At 71.5% G+C, this 18,262-nt stretch carries 15 protein-coding genes; 9 read left to right on the top strand and 6 right to left on the bottom strand.

Annotated features, from left to right (window positions below; genetic code table 11):
* Positions 1-27 precede the first annotated feature (27 nt).
* The 5 genes from rpsR (at position 28) to IEZ27_RS12395 (ending at position 3,405) form a co-directional block, all read left to right on the top strand.
* A complete protein-coding gene (gene rpsR / locus IEZ27_RS12375) occupies positions 28-264 on the top strand; it encodes a 30S ribosomal protein S18 (protein ID WP_020543048.1) in 237 nt (78 codons plus the stop codon).
* Positions 265-278: 14 nt separating this feature from the next.
* The gene (gene rplI / locus IEZ27_RS12380) at positions 279-725 is read left to right on the top strand and encodes a 50S ribosomal protein L9 (RefSeq protein WP_189647282.1); all 447 of its coding nucleotides are present in this window, start codon (positions 279-281) and stop codon (positions 723-725) included.
* 213 nt (positions 726-938) lie between these two features.
* Positions 939-1,808 (top strand): ABC transporter substrate-binding protein, encoded by an 870-nt coding sequence (locus IEZ27_RS12385; protein ID WP_189647283.1) that lies wholly within the window; start codon positions 939-941, stop codon positions 1,806-1,808.
* A 17-nt stretch (positions 1,809-1,825) separates the two neighbouring features.
* On the top strand, positions 1,826-2,665 hold the full coding sequence (locus IEZ27_RS12390) for an amino acid ABC transporter permease (RefSeq protein ID WP_229823905.1): 840 nt from the start codon (positions 1,826-1,828) through the stop codon (positions 2,663-2,665).
* The gene (locus IEZ27_RS12395) at positions 2,662-3,405 is read left to right on the top strand and encodes an amino acid ABC transporter ATP-binding protein (RefSeq protein ID WP_189647285.1); all 744 of its coding nucleotides are present in this window, start codon (positions 2,662-2,664) and stop codon (positions 3,403-3,405) included. Before IEZ27_RS12390 ends, IEZ27_RS12395 begins: the two co-directional genes overlap by 4 nt.
* On the opposite strand, the gene IEZ27_RS12400 is transcribed toward IEZ27_RS12395, so the two are convergent.
* The gene (locus IEZ27_RS12400) at positions 3,402-4,877 is read right to left on the bottom strand and encodes an APC family permease (RefSeq protein ID WP_229823906.1); all 1,476 of its coding nucleotides are present in this window, start codon (positions 4,875-4,877) and stop codon (positions 3,402-3,404) included. The two genes, IEZ27_RS12395 and IEZ27_RS12400, sit on opposite strands and share 4 nt — an antisense overlap.
* Positions 4,878-5,000: 123 nt before the next feature.
* Positions 5,001-6,302 carry an MATE family efflux transporter gene (locus IEZ27_RS12405; RefSeq protein ID WP_189647286.1) on the bottom strand — a complete coding sequence of 434 codons (1,302 nt, stop codon included), beginning with the start codon at positions 6,300-6,302 and terminating at the stop codon, positions 5,001-5,003.
* A gap of 286 nt (positions 6,303-6,588) precedes the next feature.
* Between IEZ27_RS12405 and dnaB the strand changes: the two genes are divergently transcribed.
* Positions 6,589-9,876 carry a replicative DNA helicase gene (dnaB, locus tag IEZ27_RS12410; protein WP_189647287.1) on the top strand — a complete coding sequence of 1,096 codons (3,288 nt, stop codon included), beginning with the start codon at positions 6,589-6,591 and terminating at the stop codon, positions 9,874-9,876.
* A gap of 34 nt (positions 9,877-9,910) precedes the next feature.
* Here the strand turns inward: dnaB and IEZ27_RS12415 are convergent, their stop codons facing one another.
* Together IEZ27_RS12415 and IEZ27_RS12420 are read right to left on the bottom strand one after the other, a co-directional pair.
* On the bottom strand, positions 9,911-12,331 hold the full coding sequence (locus IEZ27_RS12415) for an FtsX-like permease family protein (protein WP_189647288.1): 2,421 nt from the start codon (positions 12,329-12,331) through the stop codon (positions 9,911-9,913).
* Positions 12,325-13,053 carry an ABC transporter ATP-binding protein gene (locus tag IEZ27_RS12420; protein ID WP_189647289.1) on the bottom strand — a complete coding sequence of 243 codons (729 nt, stop codon included), beginning with the start codon at positions 13,051-13,053 and terminating at the stop codon, positions 12,325-12,327. The genes IEZ27_RS12415 and IEZ27_RS12420 overlap by 7 nt, the downstream gene beginning before the upstream one ends.
* Positions 13,054-13,114: 61 nt before the next feature.
* Between IEZ27_RS12420 and IEZ27_RS12425 the strand changes: the two genes are divergently transcribed.
* Together IEZ27_RS12425 and IEZ27_RS12430 are read left to right on the top strand one after the other, a co-directional pair.
* On the top strand, positions 13,115-15,820 hold the full coding sequence (locus IEZ27_RS12425; protein WP_189647290.1) for a helix-turn-helix transcriptional regulator: 2,706 nt from the start codon (positions 13,115-13,117) through the stop codon (positions 15,818-15,820).
* Positions 15,821-15,924: 104 nt separating this feature from the next.
* Positions 15,925-16,380 (top strand): universal stress protein, encoded by a 456-nt coding sequence (locus IEZ27_RS12430; protein ID WP_189647291.1) that lies wholly within the window; start codon positions 15,925-15,927, stop codon positions 16,378-16,380.
* Here the strand turns inward: IEZ27_RS12430 and soxR are convergent.
* Both soxR and IEZ27_RS12440 read right to left on the bottom strand, forming a co-directional pair.
* Positions 16,346-16,852 (bottom strand): redox-sensitive transcriptional activator SoxR, encoded by a 507-nt coding sequence (gene soxR, locus IEZ27_RS12435; RefSeq protein WP_189647292.1) that lies wholly within the window; start codon positions 16,850-16,852, stop codon positions 16,346-16,348. The genes IEZ27_RS12430 and soxR overlap by 35 nt on opposite strands.
* Positions 16,853-16,861: 9 nt before the next feature.
* Positions 16,862-17,293: an Lrp/AsnC family transcriptional regulator gene (locus tag IEZ27_RS12440; RefSeq protein ID WP_125640599.1), complete on the bottom strand. Its 432-nt coding sequence runs from the start codon at positions 17,291-17,293 to the stop codon at positions 16,862-16,864.
* A 56-nt stretch (positions 17,294-17,349) separates the two neighbouring features.
* Between IEZ27_RS12440 and IEZ27_RS12445 the strand changes: the two genes are divergently transcribed.
* Positions 17,350-18,261 (top strand): SMP-30/gluconolactonase/LRE family protein, encoded by a 912-nt coding sequence (locus IEZ27_RS12445; RefSeq protein WP_189647293.1) that lies wholly within the window; start codon positions 17,350-17,352, stop codon positions 18,259-18,261.
* Position 18,262 lies beyond the last annotated feature (1 nt).

The following is an 18,262-nucleotide window of genomic DNA, read 5'->3' on the forward strand; positions in this document are numbered from 1 at the left end:
AGGCGGGGCTCTGAGAGGAGCACCACGATGGCTAAGCCGGCACTGCGCAAGCCCAAGAAGAAGGTTTGCCTGTTCTGCCACGACAAGATCTCATACGTCGACTACAAGGACACGGCGCTGCTGCGGAAGTTCATCTCCGACCGCGGCAAGATCCGTGCGCGCCGGGTGACGGGCAACTGCACCCAGCACCAGCGCGACGTGGCGACCGCGATCAAGAACGCCCGTGAGGTGGCTCTGCTGCCTTACACGAGCACCGCGCGCTAAGGAGGTCTGTCGACATGAAGCTCATCCTCACCAACGAGGTCTCCGGCCTCGGCGCCCCTGGCGACGTCGTCGAGGTCAAGGACGGCTACGGCCGTAACTACCTCATCCCGCGCGGCTACGCCATGCGCTGGACGCGTGGCGCCGAGCGCCAGATCGAGACCATCAAGAAGGCTCGCGACGCTCGCGAGATCCGCGACATCGGCACCGCCAAGGAGGTCGCCGGCCAGCTCGGCGCCCTGCGCGTGCGGCTGACCACGCGCGCGGGCGACTCGGGCCGGCTGTTCGGCTCGATCACCACGGGCGACATCGCCGACGCCGTCAAGGCCGCCGGTGGTCCGGTCCTCGACCGCCGTCGCATCGAGATCCGCAACCCGATCAAGAGCGTCGGGTCGCACAAGATCACCGTCAAGCTCCACCCCGAGGTGTCGGCGTCCGTCGACGTCGACGTCGTGGCCGGCTGACAACGGCTGATCAGGCCCCTCTCCTCGCGGAGAGGGGCTTTTTCGTGTTCGGGGGCCGGCCGGGTGGCACGCTCGCCGGCCCTTCTGCGGCGGGACGCCGCGACGCCGGCCGGGGTGTGGCCGACGGCCGTGGTGACCTGCGCACTTATTTCCTATTCGGGCCGCGTAGAATGCCTGCGTTCTTGTGTGTGCGTTCCCCCTGGAGGCTCTGCCATGGCCCGTTCCTCGATGCTGCTCGCGATCGGTGTGCTCGCGGTAGGGGCCGTCGCATGTGCCCCGGCGGACCAGCCGGCGAGCCCGGCCACGGCGACCGGCTCGTCCACCGCCGCCGCCTGCGCCAAGGAGCAGCTCAAGCTCGTCAACGCGGGCAAGCTGACCGTCGGCACCGACAAGCCGGCCTACGAGCCGTGGTTCAAGGACGACGACCCGAACAACGGGCAGGGGTTCGAGAGCGCGGTGGCGTTCGCGGTGGCCGGCGAGCTCGGGTTCGACCGGACCGAGGTGCAGTGGAGCACCGTCAAGTTCGATTCGGCGTTCGCGCCGGGGGCCAAGCAGTTCGACTTCGACGTCAACCAGGTCTCGATCAACCCCGACCGCGCCAAGGCCGTCGACTTCAGCAAGGGCTACTACACGGTCAAGCAGGCCGTCGTGGCGATCAAGGGCAGTAAGTTCGCCGAGGCGAAGAGCGTGGCCGAGCTGAAGGACGCCAAATTCGGCGTCCAGGTCGGCACGACGTCGCTGGCCGGCGTCAAGGAGGTCGTCAAGCCGACCGCCGAGCCCAACGTCTACAACGACCAGGTCGACGCCGTGAACGCGCTGAAGAACAAGCAGGTGGACGCCATCGTCGTCGACCTGCCCACCGCGTTCTACGTCACGGCCGCCCAGGTGGAGAACTCCAAGATCGTCGGTCAGTTCAGCTCGACCGGCGGCACGCCGGAGGAGTTCGGGCTGGTCATGGAGAAGGGCAGCGCGCTCAAGCCCTGCGTCGACAAGGCCGTCGACTCCCTGAAGTCGAAGGGTGAGCTGGCGAAGATCGAGCAGGAGTGGCTGGGTTCGGCGGCGGGCGCGCCCGAGCTGTCGTGAGCCCGACCAGTAAGCCCGTGAGCGAGTACGTCCCCTCGCAGCGGCAGCTTGAGCGCGAGCGGGTCCGCAGGTCGCGGGCGCGCCGCTCGGCCTCGATCGCGACGGCCTCGACGATCGTGTTCGTCGTCCTGGTCGTCGTTCTGGCCACGAACTCGCCCGGCTGGCCCCGGGTGCGGGAGTCGTTCTTCTCGCCCGAGTGGTTCGTCAAGGCGCTGCCCGAGGTGCTGGACGGCTTCCTGCTCAACATCAAGATGTTCCTGATCGCCGAGCCGCTGATCCTGATCGTCGGGCTGCTGGTGGCGCTGGCCAGGGGCATCACCGCGCCCGCGTTCTTCCCGATCAGGGCCCTGGCCACGCTCTACACCGACGTCTTCCGCGGCGTGCCGACGATCCTGGTCATCTACCTCGTCGGGTTCGGGCTGCCCGCACTGCGGTTGCAGGGCATCCCGACGGACCTGGCGACGCTGGGCGTGATCTCGCTGACGCTGTCGTACGGCGCGTACGTGGCCGAGGTGTTCCGCTCCGGCATCGAGTCGGTGCACCCCAGCCAGGTCGCGGCCGCCCGTTCGCTGGGCCTGAGCCACGTCAAGACCATGCGGTTCGTCGTGCTCCCGCAGGCCACCCGCCGGGTCGTGCCGCCGCTGCTCAACGACTTCGTCTCGCTGCAGAAGGACACCGCGCTGGTGGCCACCATCGGGCCGCTGGAGGCGCTCAGGCAGGCCCAGATCATCGTCCAGAGCAAGTTCAACTACACCCCCTACCTGGTCGCCTCGCTGCTGTTCATCCTGCTCACGATCCCGATAGCCAGGTTCACCGACCATCTGGCCGCCCGTACGCGCAGGAGGCGTGGCGCATGAGCCTGCTGACCATCGAAGGGGTGTGGAAGAACTTCCACGGCCACAGCGTGTTGCGCGGGATCGACCTTGAGGTGCAGCCGCACGAGGTGGTCAGCCTGATCGGCCCGTCCGGATCGGGCAAGTCCACGCTCCTGCGCTGCGTGAACCTGCTGGAGACCGTGGACGACGGTTCGATCCACCTCGACGGCCAGGAGATCACCGACCCCCGCGTGGACGCGGACGACGTACGCAAGCGGCTCGGCATCGTGTTCCAGGCGTTCAACCTGTTCCCGCACATGACCGTGCTCGACAACGTCACGCTCGCGCCCCGTCAGGTGCTCAAGACGCCCAAGGCGCAGGCCGAGGAGGAGGCGCGCGAGCTGCTGGCCAGGTTCGGCCTGGCGGCCAAGGCCGGCGCGTACCCCGACCAGCTCTCGGGTGGTCAGCAGCAGCGGGTCGCGGTCATCCGGGCGCTGGCCATGCAGCCGAGGCTGATGTTGCTCGACGAGGTCACCTCGGCGCTCGACCCCGAACTGGTGCTGGACGTGCTGGGGATCATCAGGGAGCTCAAGGAGTCGGGCATGACGATGATCCTGACCACCCACGAGATGAGCTTCTGCCGCGACATCTCCGACACCGTGTGCTTCCTCGACGGCGGGGTGCTGGTGGAGAAGGGCTCGCCCGAGAAGATCTTCGCCTCGCCGGAGCAGCCGCGGACCAGGGAGTTCCTGCGCAGCGTGCTCGATTCCGGGCGGCTCTAGCGGCGGTGGCGGCCCCGGCCGGGTTCGGCCGGGGTGTCCCGCGGGGCGGCGAGCAGGCTGTGGCGGCGGCCGTACAGGAGATAGACCAGGACGCCGAAGGCCATCCACAGGATGAACCACGCCCAGGTGAGCACGCGCAGGTTGAGCATCAGCCAGAGCGTGGCGACCAGCGAGAGCGCCGGGAGCAGCGGCGAGAGCGGCACGCGGAAGCCGCGCTCCAGGTGTGGCATGCGGCGGCGCATCACGATCACCCCGGCCGCCACGAACAGGAACGCGAACAGCGTGCCGAGCACCACCAGCTCCTGCATGGTGAGCACCGGCACGAACTCGGCCAGCACGATCGCGATGAACCCGATCACCAGCGTCACCCGCGACGGCGTGTGGTACCTGCGGCTGACCGCGGCCAGCCCGCGCGGGATCAGCCCGTCGCGGGCCATCGAGAACAGCACCCGCGTCTGTCCCACGATCAGTACGAGGATCACGGTGGTCAGCCCGAGCACCGCTCCCGCGTCGATGACGTGCACCATCCAGTCGACGCCCACGGCACGGAACGCGCTGGACAGCGGCGCGTCCCCGGTGATCTTCGTGTACGAGACCATGCCCACCATGACCAGCGCGACCGCGAGGTAGATGACCGTGGTGATCACCAGGCTGCGGATCATGCCCTTGGGGACGGACTTGGGCGCGTTCACGCTCTCCTCGGCCGAGGTCGCGACGATGTCGAAGCCGATGTACGCGAACGCGATGGCCGAGGCCGCGGCGAAGATGCCGAACCAGCCGAAGGCCATGCTCTGCCCGGAGAAGACCTCCATGACGGTCTGGGGGCGTACGGACAGGGTCTTGGACGGGACGTAGAAGTCGCCGAAGTTGGCCACGTCGATGTGGGCCAGGCCCACGACGATGACCGCTCCGATGGCCAGCAGCTTGGCCGACACCATGATCCACAGGGCTCGCAGGCCGATCCGGGCGCCGAGGGCCACGATGCCCGTGAGCAGCACCAGGATGACCAGGACGAGGATGTTCTCCACGGAGTCGGCCATCGGCACCCGTACGCCGAAGTTGGTGACCGCCTTGACCGCGATGGCCGCCCACGCCCTGGCCACCACCGCCGCGGCGAACTGCAGCTCAAGGATCAGCGCCCAGCCGATGACCCACGCCCAGACCTCGCCGAAGATGACGTACGTGAAGGTGTAGGCGCTGCCCGAGGTCGGCATCGTGGACGACAACTCGGCGTAGCACAGGCACGCGAGCAGGCACGCGATACCGGCGATCATGAACGAGAGGATCACGCCGGGACCGGCCGTGGTGTGGGCCTGCTCGCCGGCGACACTGAAGATGCCCGCGCCGATCATCACGCCGAGCCCGAGAACCACGAGGTCGGCCGGGCGGTAGACCTCGGCCAGGCTGTGGCGGGCGCCGGTGCGCAGGCCGGTCGCGTCTGACGGTGGCAGTCGTCGCAGAATCGTGGACACGGAACACCCCGCTCTGGGAACTCGCCCACTCTGTCTCACCACTCGGACGACGGGCAAGCACGGGACGGTTACGGTGACGCGGCCGCAGGCCGTCCGCGGGGGTAACGCGGCAGGTCGGGTCGGCTACGCTCCGGTCACGAGCCACGCCGTGCCGGCCGCGCGACGGCCGAGGGTGATCAGCCGGGCGACCATCCACACCCCGAGCGCGCACCAGAGCGCGACCAGGCCGAACCCGGAGGCCAGGAAGGCGGCGGGCAGGTACGCCAGCGTCGTCCACACCCCGGCCCAGGCCAGGTAACGCTGGTCGCCGGCGCCGATGAGCACGCCGTCCAGCACGAACACCACCCCGCAGATCGGCTGGAACAGCGCGACCGGCCACAACACGGCCAGGAGCTCGCCGGTCACCGCCGGGTCGGCGCCGAACAGGCCGGGCAGCAGCGGCCTTGCCGCCACCACCAGCACGCCGAGCGCCAGGCCCGACCACAGGCCCCACTGCGTCATGCGCCTGGTCGCGGCCCTGGTGGCGGCCGTGTCCCCGGCGCCGAGCGAGCGGCCGGTGATGGCCTGGCCGGCGATCGCGATGGCGTCGAGGGCGAAGGCGAGCAGGTTCCACACCTGGCCGGCGATGGCGTACGCGGCCAGTTCCGCCTTGCCCATCCGGGTGGCGACGACGGTGCCCACGAGCAACACGATCCGCAGGCAGACCGTACGGATGAGCAGGGCGAACCCGGCCGTACCGGCCTGGCGGACGCCGGCGAGGTCGGGCATGAGCGGCGTACCGAGCCGGCGGGCGCCCCTGACCACCACGACCAGGTAGACGGCGGCGCCCAGCGTCTGGGCCAGCGTGGTGCCCCAGGCCGACCCGGCGATGCCCCAGTGCAGCCCGAGCACGAACCAGGCGTTGAGCGCCGCGTTGAGCGCGAACGAGCCGACGGCCACCACCAGGGGCGTGACCGTGTCCCGAAGGCCGCGCAGCACCCCGGTGCCGGCCAGCACGACCAGCATGCCGGGCGCGCCGAGCAGGCTGATCCGCAGGTACGTCACGGCCTGCTCGGCCTGGTCGGGGCCGGCGCCGAACAGGTCCACCATGGCGGGCGCGAGCGGCCAGCCCAAGGCGATGAGCGCGGCGCCGATGGCCAGGGCGAGCCAGATGCCGTCCACGCCGTTGCGCATCGCCCGCGCGTGGTTGCCCGCGCCGCTCTGCCGAGCCACGGACGCCGTCGTTCCGTAGGCGAGGAAGACGCAGAGGTTCACCAGCGTGGCCAGGACCGCGCCCGCCACGCCCAGCGCGCCCACGGCCGTGGTGCCGAGGCCGTGGCCGACGATGGCGTAGTCGGCGAGCAGGAAGAGCGGCTCGGCGACCAGGGCGCCGAACGCGGGCAGCGCGAGCCGCAGAATCTCCCGGTCCTGGGGTGTAATGGGCATTTGTCCATTATGGCCATTACACGGCGTGTCGAGCCAACTTTCTTTCCTCCACAGCCGGTGGACACTGTTTGCCCAGGTCGAGGGGTGATCGGTGGATATCCGGAACAGTTATCCCCAGGCTCGTCCACAGAGCTTTCACACCCTGGGCGCGATAGTGCACAGCTCACCCACAGCGTTGTCCACAGGCCGCGTTGCCCTCGCGCGCCGAACCGGCGAAACTGTCACACCGGTCGACTACAAGTGGGGGTGGTGCGACCGCCTGCGAGGTTGTGTGCGAGGGGGCGCGGTGAGCATTGACGAAGAGGGCGGCGGAGGCCCGGGATTCGAGCGCACGCCGCCGCACAACATCGAGGCCGAGCAGTCGGTGCTCGGCGGCATGCTCCTGTCGAAGGACGCCATCGCCGACGTCGTCGAGATCCTGCGTTCCGACGACTTCTACCGTCCGGCCCACCAGATGGTCTACGACGTCGTCACCGACCTCTACGGCCGCGGCGAGCCCGCCGACGCGGTCACCGTCTTCGACGAGCTGCAGAAACGCGGCGAGATGGCCAGGGTGGGCGGCGCCGCCTACCTCCACACGCTCACGGCCGTCGTCCCCACGGCCGCCAACGCCGGCTACTACGCCAAGATCGTGCGCGAGCAGGCGATCCTGCGCCGCCTCATCGAGGCCGGCACCCGCATCGTCTCCTTCGGCTACGGCGGCCAGAACGAAGAGGTCGACGACCTCGTCGACCGCGCCCAGGCGGAGATCTACAAGGTCACCGAGCGCCGCACCTCCGAGGACTACGCGCCCCTGGCCGACATCATGCCGGGCGCCCTCGACGAGCTTGAGGCCATCGGCAGCCGCGGCGGCCAGATGGTCGGCGTGCCGACCGGCTTCCAGGACCTCGACCAGCTCACCAACGGCCTCCACCCGGGCCAGATGATCGTCGTGGCCGCCCGTCCCGCCATCGGCAAGGCGCTCGCGCTCGACACGCCGCTGCCCACGCCGACGGGCTGGACCACCATGGGCGACGTGCGCGTCGGCGACCTCCTGATCGGGGCCGACGGCAGGCCCACGCGCGTGGTGGCGGCCACCGACGTCATGCACGGCCGGCCGTGCTACGAGGTGGAGTTCGGCGACGGCACGGTGATCCTGGCCGACGCCCAGCACCAGTGGCTCACCGACACGTGTGCGTCCCGCCGGCCGGATCGGCGGTCGTCCGCCCAGGTGCGCACGACGGAGGAGCTCGCCGCGACGCTGCGGTGCGACGATGCGGAGAAGCGGCTCGACCACGCCGTCGTCAACGCCCGGCCGCTGGACGTGCCCGACCGTGATCTGCCGGTTTCCCCGTACGCGCTGGGCGTCTGGCTGGGTGGCGGCGACGCGGACGGTGCACGGTTCACCACCGGTGATCCCGAGGTGACCGCCGAAGGGCTGCGGACGCTGGGGATGTCGGGGGACAGACACATCCCCGGTGAATACCTGCGCGCGTCCGAGGACCAGCGCAGGGAGCTCCTAGCGGGGTTGCTCGACGCCGACGGCCACATCAGCCCCCTCGGGACGGTCCGGCTCGCCGTCCCGAACCGCCGTCTGGCGGAGGGTGCCCGGGAGTTGATCCTGAGCCTGGGATACACGGCGTCCTGGACGTCCGAGCCGGCATCCGGACGGACCGAGGCTCATGTGGTCACGTTCACGCCTTTCGACAAGGTGTTCCGGTCGAGCCGGAAGAACGCCCAGGTGAACACCGACGCCCACCCCGGCACGACGTGCCGCGAGATCACCGATGTCCGCCCTGTGGCGTCGGTGCCGGTGCGGTGCGTGGAGGTGGACAACGCCGACCACCTGTACGTGGCAGGGCCCACTTGGATCCCCACCCACAACTCCACCCTGGGGCTCGACTTCGCCCGTTCCGCGGCGATCAAGCATGGGATGACCACCGTCATCTTCTCGCTGGAGATGTCCCGCAACGAGATCACCATGCGTCTGCTGTCCGCCGAGGCCAGGGTCGCCCTGCACGCCATGCGCTCCGGCATGATGGGCGACGACGACTGGACCCGCCTCGCGCGCCGGATGAGCGAGGTGGCCGAGGCGCCGCTGTTCATCGACGACTCGCCCAACATGTCGATGATGGAGATCAGGGCCAAGTGCCGGCGGCTCAAGCAGCGCAACGACCTGCGGTTCGTGGTCATCGACTACCTCCAGCTCATGAGCTCGCCGAAGAAGACCGAGAGCCGCCAGAACGAGGTCTCGGAGATCTCCCGTGCGATCAAGCTGCTGGCCAAGGAGCTGGAGGTGCCGGTCATCGCCATCTCCCAGCTCAACCGAGGTCCCGAGCAGCGTACGGACAAGCGTCCCGCGGTCAGCGACCTTCGTGAGTCCGGTTGCCTGACCGCCGCCACCCGGATCCTGCGCGCCGACACCGGTGCCGAGGTGTCGATCGGCGAGCTGCTGGAGAGCGGCGCGCGTGACGTCCCGGTGTGGTCGCTCGACGAACGGCTGCGGCTCGTGCCCCGGACGCTCACACACGCCTTCCCGAGCGGGGTCAAGGAGGTCTTCCGCCTGCGGCTGCGCTCCGGGCGTGAGATCGAGGCCACCGCGAACCACCCCTTCCTGACCTACGACGGCTGGCGTGCGCTGGGGGAGCTCGCCGCCGGGTCCCGGCTGGCGGTCCCGCGTCACGTACCGGCTCCCGAGCGGCTCAAGGAGTGGCCGGAGGCGGCGGTGGCCCAGGCCGCGGCACACGTCGGATCGCCGAGCCACGAGAGGTACGTTCCGGAGGGGGTCTTCGCCCTGCCCAAGAGGCAGATCGCGGTGTTCCTGCGGCACCTCTGGGCGAGCGGCGGATCCGTACGGTGGGACACGGACGGCGGCCAGTCGCGGCTCTCCTACGCCTCGGCGAGCCGCCGGCTGGTGGACGACGTGGCCCGGCTGCTGCTTCGGTTCAACGTGATGACGCGCGTGGAAGAGGTGCCGATGGGCGCCGACCGGCCCGGGTACACGCTGGTCGTCGACGGCGTGGAGAACCAGCTCCGGTTCCTGGACGAGGTGGGCGTCCATGGTGAGCGGTCGGCGCAGGCGGCCTCGTCCGCCGGCAGGCTGCGGGAGATCAAGGGTGACACCAGCCTGGACACGATTCCCGCCGAGATCTGGGACCGTGTCCGCGGTGTCCTGTCGGAGCGCGGCGCGGCCCGGGTCGGCGGCGGCGCGGCGCGGGAACACGTACCGGGCCGGGCGCGGCTGGGCAGGGTGGCCTCGATTCTCGACGACGCCGACATGGACATTCTGGCGACGAACGACGTGTTCTGGGACGAGGTCGCCTCGGTCGAGAGCCTGGGCGAGCAGCCGGTGTTCGACGCCACGGTCCTGGGCACGCACAACTTCGTCGCCAACGGCATATCGGTGCACAACAGCATCGAGCAGGACGCGGACATGGTCATCCTGCTTCACCGCGAGGACGCCTACGAGCGGGAGTCGCCCAGGGCGGGGGAGGCCGACCTGATCGTGGCCAAACACCGTAACGGCCCCACGGCCACGGTGACCGTGGCCTTCCAGGGCCATTACAGCCGGTTCGTGGACATGGCCCAGCACTGACCGGTCCACGCCGGAGTGCCGGGCCAGGCGGCCATCAGCGCGGGATCGCCGCCCCCCTCGTACGGATCGCCGGCACCACCGAGGCCGCCACCCCGAGCACGAAGCAGGCGGCGACCACGCCGGCCACCGGCTGCCACGGCACCTCGAACGCGACCGGCCCGGCCAGCCGCAGCAGAGCCGTCCACAGGCCGAGCAGGCTGACCGCCGTGGCGCCGAGGGCCAGCACCATGCCCACGGTCACCACCAGCAGCGCCTCGCCCATGACGAAGCGCAACACCTGCGCCCGCGTGGCCCCGAGCAGCCGCAGGCCGCCGCGTTCCGCCGCGCGGTCGGAGGCCGCCATCAGCAGGGTGTTGACCAGGGCGATCGCGGTGTAGCCGAGCATGATGGCGAGCACCGCCAGCAGGCCGAGCCGGCTGGCCGAGTTGCGGCGGGAGGCGGAGTCGCCGCTCCAGTCCGCCTTGGTGACCGCGTGGGCGTTGTGGCCGCGCGTGGCCGCGACGAGGGCGGCGCGGACGGCTGGGGCCGAGGCGCCGGGGCGCAGCGTGACGTACGCGGTCGAGGGCAGGGCCGAGAAGGCGTGGGCGGGGGTGACGTAGGAGTCGGCGGCGGAGTCCGCGCCGAGCAGGGCGACCACCTTGAACGTGGCCCGGCTGCCGTCCGCCCGCCACATCCGTACGGTCCGGCCGAGCCCGAGCTCCCAGGTCGGCGAGACCGCGATCGTGTCGTCCCGCAGGTCGGAGAGGGATCCGGCGGTCACCGGCACGGACAGCGCCGAGGTGAGCGCGGCCGGGTCCACGGCCTCGGCCGGACGCCGGATGAGCTTGGTCCGGCCTTCGAGCGTGTACACGCTGGTCGCGGTGGCCGTGGTGATCTCGGCGCCGGGAACGGCACGGAGGCGTTCGACGAGCTGCCGGTCCAGGCCGGCCGGGCCGTCGGGCAACACCAGGAAGTCGGCGCGTACGGGAGCGGTCTCCATCGCGGTCTTGGTCGCGTCGGTCATGGCCGCGCCGCCGAGCAGGGTCGCCGCCAGCGCCACGGTCACCAGGACGGGCGCTGCGGTGGCGGCGGTACGCCTGGCCGAGGCGACGGCCCCGGCGGCGACCACGGTGCCCCCGGCGCCGCGCAGGCGCTCGACCGGCCCGGCGAGCAGACGGGTGACCGGCCGGACGAAGACCGGCGCGAGCAGCCCGGCGGCCGCGATGAGCAGCATGACGATCGGCATGAACGTCTTGTTGTTCGTGGCCGAGGCCGGATCGCCGATCGTGTTCACGGCCATGCTGACGAGCGCCGTGACCAGCAGGCCGAGCCCGGCGACCCAGCGGGGGAGCGTCATGGCGCGAGGCTCGACGGCCGACTCGCGCAGCGCCTCCGCGGGACGTACGCGCCCGGCCCGGCCCGCCGCGACGGCCACGCCCAGCATCGCGACCAGCACGCCGGTGCCGAAGGCCACGAAGGACGGCACCGAGGACGTGGAGGGCACGAGCCACGCCGGTGCCATGCCGAGCGCGGTCAGCCGGTCGAGCAGCGGCCGGGTCGCGAGGGGGCCGAGCGCGGCGCCGAGGGCCGAGGCGGCCAGCGCGACCAGGGCGGCCTCGCCGTACACCATGCGCCTGACCTGGCCGGCGGTGGCGCCGGTCGTACGAAGGAGGGCGAACTCGCGGCGGCGCTGGCCGACCGCGAACGCGAAGGTGGAGGAGACCACGAAGACGGCGACGAAGGCCGCGAACCCGCCCGCGATGCCGACGATGGTGACGGCGTTGTTGCGCGCCCGTTCGTCGGCGGCCCGCGAGGGGTCGAGCAGCGCCCGGTCCTGACCGGTGAGCACTCTGGCGGCATCGCCGACCGTGGCGCGTACCTCGGCGGCGGGACGCCACAGCGCGAGTGCGTCCAGGCGTGGCGAGAGCCGGGCGGCGCGGGCGTCGGTGAAGAAGACCGTGCCCTGCGGCCCCGCCGAGGTCACCCCGGCCACCTTGTACGTCCTGGCGCCGTCGCCGGTGATGACCTTCACGCGGTCCCCGGCGCGTGCTCCGGCGCTGACCGCGATCTCGTCGTCCGCCGCCGGGGCCCGTCCGGAGATCAGCTTCTGCGGCGCCAGCCGAGCGGCGGACCAGGGACGGCCGACGGCCGCCGGTCCGCCCGCGAGCTGCGCGGGGAAGACCCGGTCGGCCACCGCCCCGGGGAACCGGGCAACCAGGGCGGGGTCGAGCCCGCGCGGCTCGGCCAGGGGCGCGCTGCTGCCGCCCTGCCAGGTGTCCACGGTGAGCTGGTCGTCGGGCACGACCACGACGGGGACGGCGGCGTAACGCTGGGGGGCGCGGTCGGGCGAGGTGATGCCGGAGGCGAGCACCTGGCCGAGCGCGGCGATCAGCGCGGCGCCCAGCGCGAGCGCCGCGAACGTGCCGACGAAGGAGAGCCACCGGGTGCTCAGGGTGGACCAGGCGATCCTCAGCACGACGCCTCCAGCTGCAACATCCGGGTGGCGACCAGCTCGGCGGTGGGGTCGGGCAGCTCGCCGTAGACGCGGCCGTCGGTCAGGAACACGACGCGGTCGGCGTACGATGCGGCGACCGGGTCGTGGGTGACCATGATGATCGTCTGGGCCTGCTTGTCGACCAGGGTGCGCAGGAGCCGGAGCACGTCACGGCTGGTGCCCGCGTCGAGCGCGCCGGTCGGCTCGTCGCCGAAGAGCACGGCGGGCCGGGTCACCAGGGCACGGGCGATGGCGACCCGCTGTTGCTGGCCGCCCGACAGCTCGGCGGGCCGATGGTGCGCCCGGTCGGCCAGGCCCACGGCGGCCAGGCTCTGGCGTACCGCCTCCTTGTCGGGGCGGCGGCCCGCCAGACGCAGGGGGAGACCCACGTTCTGCTCGGCGGTGAGCGACGGAAGCAGGTTGAAGGACTGGAACACGAAGCCGATCCGGTCGCGCCGCAGCAGCGTCAGCTTGCGCTCGCCGAGCGCGGCCAGGTCGCGGCCGTCCACGACCACGCGGCCCGAGCTGGGGCGGTCGAGCCCGGCGGCGCACTGCAACAACGTCGACTTGCCCGACCCGGACGGTCCCATCACGGCGGTGAAGGTGCCGGCGCCGAAGCCGATCGTCACGTCGTCGAGCGCCGTGACGCCGTGCGGGTAGTGCTTGGTGACCGAGTCCAGCTCGACCGCTTGCGTGTATTTCACGAAGAGAACGCTAGAAAGAGGCACTTCAGAGCGGTATCGGACAAGTGACTAGGATGCGGGGATGCTTTGGGGGCGCAGCGCGGATCAGGCCGCGGTCGACGGCTTGCTGGAGCGCGCGCGGGCCGGGCGTTCCGGGGCCCTGGTGGTACGAGGTGAGCCCGGCATCGGGAAGACGGCCCTGCTGGACCACGCGGGACGGCGGGCCGAGGGCATGCGCGTGTTGCGCGGCGTCGGCATCGAGACCGAGGCGGAGATCCCGTTCGCGTCGCTGCATCTGCTGCTGCACCAGGGGTTCGACCGGATCGGCGCGCTGCCCGCTCCCCAGGCGGCGGCTCTGGAGGGCGCCTTCGGGCTGGCTCCCGCCACGACGGACGGCCGGCTCATGGTGGGCCTCGCCGTGTTGTCGCTGCTGGCCGAACTGGCCGAGGACGGCCCGCTGCTGTGCCTGGTGGACGACGCGCACTGGCTGGACCAGGCCTCGGCGCGGGCCCTGACGTTCGCGGCCCACCGGTTGCACGCCGAGGGGGTGGCGATGGTGTTCGGCGCGCGTCCCGAGTTCGACCCCTCCGGGTTGCCCGAGCACCGGCTGTCCGGGATCGACAGGGAGGCCGCCGCCGGCCTGCTCGCCCACGTCGCGCCCGCGCTCACCGGGCCGCTGCGCGAACGGGTCATCGAGGAGAGCTCCGGCAATCCGCTCGCCCTGCTCGAACTGCCGCGTACCGCCCCGCCCACGTACGACCGGGGCCCGCTGGCGTTGCCCGCCCGCATCCAGGACGCGTACGCCGCCCGCATCGCCGACCTGCCCGCCGAGGCGCAACGGACGTTGCTCGTCACGGCTCTCGCGGACGGCGGCGACCTGGACGTGATCGTACGGGCCGCCGCCGAGCTGGGCTGCGGCCCGGTGGCGCTGTCGGCGGCCGAACGGTCGGGCCTGATCGGCATCGCAGCGGGCCAGGTGACCTTCGCCCATCCGCTCATGCGGGCGGCCGTCTTCCAGCACGCCGCCTACGACCTGCGGCTGGAGGTCCACACCATCCTGGCGCGCCTGCTGGAGGACCAGCCGGACCGGCGCGCCTGGCACCTGGCCGCGGCCGCCACGGGCCCGGACGAGACCGTCGCGCTCGCGCTGGAGCAGGCCGCGCGCCGGGCCGAGGACCGCAGCGGGAACGCCGGGGCCGCCGCCGCCCTCGAACGCGCCGCCGAGCTCACCGAGGACCGGGCACGCAAGGCCGCCCGGCTGGCCGCGGCAGCCGTGGCCGCGGCGGACGCGGGCCGCCCCGACCGCGCGAAGCACCTCATCGAGCGGGCGACGCCGCTGGTCACGGACGTGCGCTCACGGGTCAGGCTGTCGGAGTTGCGGGCCCGGATCGCCTTCGACGAGGGCGCACCCTACCTCGCGCACGACCTGCTGGTCGGGGGCGCGGAGCAGCTCGCCGGCCTGCCCGAGGACGCCGACCGGGTGGCGGCGGGGCTCATGCTCGTGGATGCCGCGCGTAACGCCTGGCAGCTCAGCGACCCGGGCCGGGTGGCCGAGGCCGCCGGCCGCCTGCACGCGCTCGGCCTGCGGCCCGGGGACGGCCTGAACCCGGCGGTGCAGGCCGTGACCGGGGCCGCCGTGCTGCTCGACAAGGGGCCGGCCGACGCGCTGCCGATCATGCGGGGCCTGGTGGAGAGCGGCAAGGCGATCGACACGGGCGCGCACGCCCTGCGGATCAACGCCGCGTTCGTCGCCACGCTGGTCGGCGACTTCGGCACCGGCCGGGACATCTCGGCCGCCGTGGCGAACGAGTGCCGGACGAGCGGCGAGATCGGCAGGCTGCCGCTGGTGCACCTGACGCTCGCCTCGGCCGAGTTGTACCTGGGCAGGTTCAGGGACGCCGTGGCCACCGCGGCCGAAGGTCTGCAACTGGCCTCCGACACCGGCCAGCCGAACCGGGCCGGTTACCTCGAAGGCGTCCTGGCCTGGATCGCCGCCGTACGCGGGGAGGCCGACAGGTGCGCCGAGCTGGCCGCCCGCTCCCGCGACCGTTTCGACGCCAACCGCATCGCCAACGACCTGGCCTGGGCCGAATGGGCGCTGGCCCTGCTCGACCTCGGCCAGGGCCGCTTCACCGAGGCGTTCGACCGGTTCGACGCGGCCATGGACGGCCCGGTACGCCACCAGATCCAGGCCGTCTACTTCGTGCCCGACCAGATCGAGGCGGCCGTACGGGTGGGACTGCCCGCGCGGGAGCCCCTGCGCCGCTTCGAGGAGTGGGCCGGCGCGTCCGGTCTGACCTGGGCGCAGGCCGTGTCACAGCGCTGCCGCGCCCTACTCGAACCCTCCTGGGAGCGGGCCCACGACCACTTCAAGGACGCCGTACGCCTGCACGCCGTCAGCGGACGGCCGTGGGAGGCCGCCCGTACCAGCCTGGCCTTCGGCGAGCGGCTGCGGCGGGAGCGCAACAAGGGCAGCGCCCGGCCGCACCTGCGCGCGGCGCTGGAGACGTTCGAACGGCTCGGGGCCCGCCCGTGGGCCGAGCGCGCGCGAACGGAGCTGAGGGCGGCGGGGGACACCAGCGCGCCCGCCGCGCCGGACACGGCCCTCGCCGCGCTCTCCCCGCAGGAGCTCCAGATCGTCAGGCTGGCCGCCAAGGGGCTGACCAACAGGGAGATCGGCGCCCAGCTCTTCCTCAGCCCGAAGACCGTCAGCTACCACCTCTACCGGGCCTTCCCCAAGCTCAACGTGGCCAGCCGGGCCCAGCTGGCCGGCCTCGACCTCTCCTGAGCGCGGCCTCGACTCGAAGTGTGACAAACCAGACAGGCCCCGACGGGATGGCGATCGATCATCCCGCTGCTTCAAGTGATGACTGAAGCAAAGGGGAGAACGCCATGACCATCCTGATCGCCTACGACGGCTCGGCCGACTCGCGCAGCGCCATCGAGTTCGCCGCCAAGCACCTGGCCGCCCAGCCGACCGTCGTCGTCACCGTGTGGGAGCCGCTGCTCGTGCAGCTCAGGAAGTATCCGCTGGCGGCGGGGGCGATCTCCCCCGAGACCGAGACCGAGGCGCAGACCCAGGCCGAGTACTACGCCAAGGAAGGCGCCGAGCTGGCCGCCGCCGCCGGTCTGCCCGAGGTGACCTACCGCGCGGTCGCCGACAACGAGTCCATCTGGAAGACGATCGTGGACGTGGCCGACGAGATCGACGCCTCGCTGATCGTGACCGGTTCGCGTGGCCTGGCGGGGGTCAGGTCGGTGCTGCTCGGCAGCGTGTCCAACCATGTGCTCCACCACGCGCAGCGGGCCACGCTCATCGTGCCGCCGGTTGCGCGTCCGAAGGCGTGACGCAGCAGACCTTGGGCGGGGACAGCCGGGTGTCCATACGACGGGCGCCCGGTCCCTCGTCGCCGAGCCGGTCGTACGGGTTGGCGACCGGGCACCGGTCGAGCGACAGGCAGCCGCAGCCGATGCAGTCGGTCAGGTCGTCGCGCAGCCGCTGAAGCTGCTCGATGCGGTCGTCCAGCTCGCCGCGCCAGGCGGCCGACAACCTGGCCCAGTCCTCCCGGTTGGGGGTACGCCCGTCGGGCAGCTCCGCGAGGGCGTCCTTGATGGTCGCCAAGGGGATGCCGAGCCGTTGCGAGAGCCGGATGAAGGCGACCCTGCGCAGCGTGTCGCGGTGGTAGCGACGCTGGTTGCCCGCCGTGCGGCGGCTGGCGATGAGACCCTTGGTCTCGTAGAAGTGCAGGGCGGACACGGCAACGCCGCTGCGTTCGGCGAGCTGTCCTACTGTCAGCTCCTTGCTGTTCCAGGCGACCATACCTGAAGCTTACTTGAGGGTCCGTTCGAAGAACGTCTCCAGCACCACGACCGTCTGCGTGCCGGTCACCCCGTGCACCTCGAACACCTGGCGCAGGACGTCCTGCAACTCCTTGGTGCTGGACGTACGCACCTTGAGCAGCAGCGACGCGGGCCCCGCGATCACGTGGGCCTCCTCGACGGCGGGGATCGCCGCCAGCAGGTCGGCGCTGTCGCCCATCCAGCTCCCGCCGTCCACCAGGACGTAGGCGCTCACCGTGCGGCCGAGCGCGGCCTGGTCCACCTCGATCGTGGTGCGCCTGATCACGCCGCGTTCGCGCAGCTTCCGTACGCGTTCGTGTGCGGCCCCGCCGGACAACCCCACGGCCTTGCCGAGCGTCGCGTACGACTGCGTCGCGTCCTCCATCAGGAGGCCGATCAATGTCCTGTCGATATCATCCACAACCGAATACTATCTGGCAAAAGTCATCGAAGACCGAATGCCGTATGGTTGGCGACATGGACACGATCCCCACCGAGTTCGAAGCCCTCGACGAGCGTTTCGCCACCGTCGGCGGCGACGACCGGCTCGAACGCCTCCACACCGGCACCCGCTGGGCCGAGGGCCCGCTCTACGTCCCGGCCGGCCGCTACCTGGTCTGGAGCGACATCCCCAACGAGCGCATGCTCCGCTGGGACGAGACGACCGGTGCCGTCGGCACGTTCCGCCGGCCGTCGGGCTACGTCAACGGCAACACCCTCGACCGCGAGGGCCGGATGATCTCCTGCGAGCAGGGCAACCGCCGCGTCACCCGCACCGAGCACGACGGCTCGATCACCGTCATCGCCGACCGCTGGCAGGGCAGGCGACTCAACAGCCCCAACGACGCGGTCGTGCGCTCCGACGGCTCCATCTGGTTCACCGACCCCCCGTACGGCATCACCAGCAACTACGAGGGCGTCGTGGCCGAGCAGGAGATCGACGGCTGCAACGTCTACCGGGTCGACCCGGTGACCGGCGAGGTCAAGATCGTGGCCGACGACTTCGTCCGCCCCAACGGCCTGGCCTTCTCCCTCGACGAGAAGCTCCTGTACGTCGCCGACACCAGGCGGAAACACCTGCGTGTCTTCGACGTGGCCGAGGACGGCACCCTGTCCGGCGGCAAGGTCTTCGCCGAGGGCACCCCGGCCGACAACTTCGACGGCATGCGCCTCGACGACACCGGCCGCGTCTGGGCCGCCGCGGGCAAGGCCGTCCTCTGCTACGCCCCCGACGGCGCCCTGATCGGCCGGCTCAGGCTGCCGGAGTTCACGTCCAACCTGGTGTTCGGCGGGCAGAAGAGGAACCGGCTGTTCATCACCGCCTCCTCCTCGCTCTACTCCCTGATGACCAACGTCACCGGCGCCCGCCCGGTCTGGGCCCGCCGCTAGC

Origin of the sequence: Nonomuraea spiralis, assembly GCF_014648435.1 — a bacterium.
Classification (GTDB): Bacteria; Actinomycetota; Actinomycetes; order Streptosporangiales; family Streptosporangiaceae; genus Nonomuraea; species Nonomuraea spiralis.

Bases quoted from the DNA above. Each gene is read 5' to 3' on its own strand.
- IEZ27_RS12445 (WP_189647293.1), top strand. From the start codon at position 17,350: ATGGACACGATCCCCACCGAGTTCGAAGCCCTCGACGAGCGTTTCGCC.
- IEZ27_RS12405 (WP_189647286.1), bottom strand. From the start codon at position 6,302: ATGCCCATTACACCCCAGGACCGGGAGATTCTGCGGCTCGCGCTGCCC.
- IEZ27_RS12385 (WP_189647283.1), top strand. From the start codon at position 939: ATGGCCCGTTCCTCGATGCTGCTCGCGATCGGTGTGCTCGCGGTAGGG.
- rpsR (WP_020543048.1), top strand. From the start codon at position 28: ATGGCTAAGCCGGCACTGCGCAAGCCCAAGAAGAAGGTTTGCCTGTTC.
- soxR (WP_189647292.1), bottom strand. From the start codon at position 16,852: ATGGTCGCCTGGAACAGCAAGGAGCTGACAGTAGGACAGCTCGCCGAA.
- IEZ27_RS12430 (WP_189647291.1), top strand. From the start codon at position 15,925: ATGACCATCCTGATCGCCTACGACGGCTCGGCCGACTCGCGCAGCGCC.
- IEZ27_RS12395 (WP_189647285.1), top strand. From the start codon at position 2,662: ATGAGCCTGCTGACCATCGAAGGGGTGTGGAAGAACTTCCACGGCCAC.
- rplI (WP_189647282.1), top strand. From the start codon at position 279: ATGAAGCTCATCCTCACCAACGAGGTCTCCGGCCTCGGCGCCCCTGGC.
- IEZ27_RS12425 (WP_189647290.1), top strand. From the start codon at position 13,115: ATGCTTTGGGGGCGCAGCGCGGATCAGGCCGCGGTCGACGGCTTGCTG.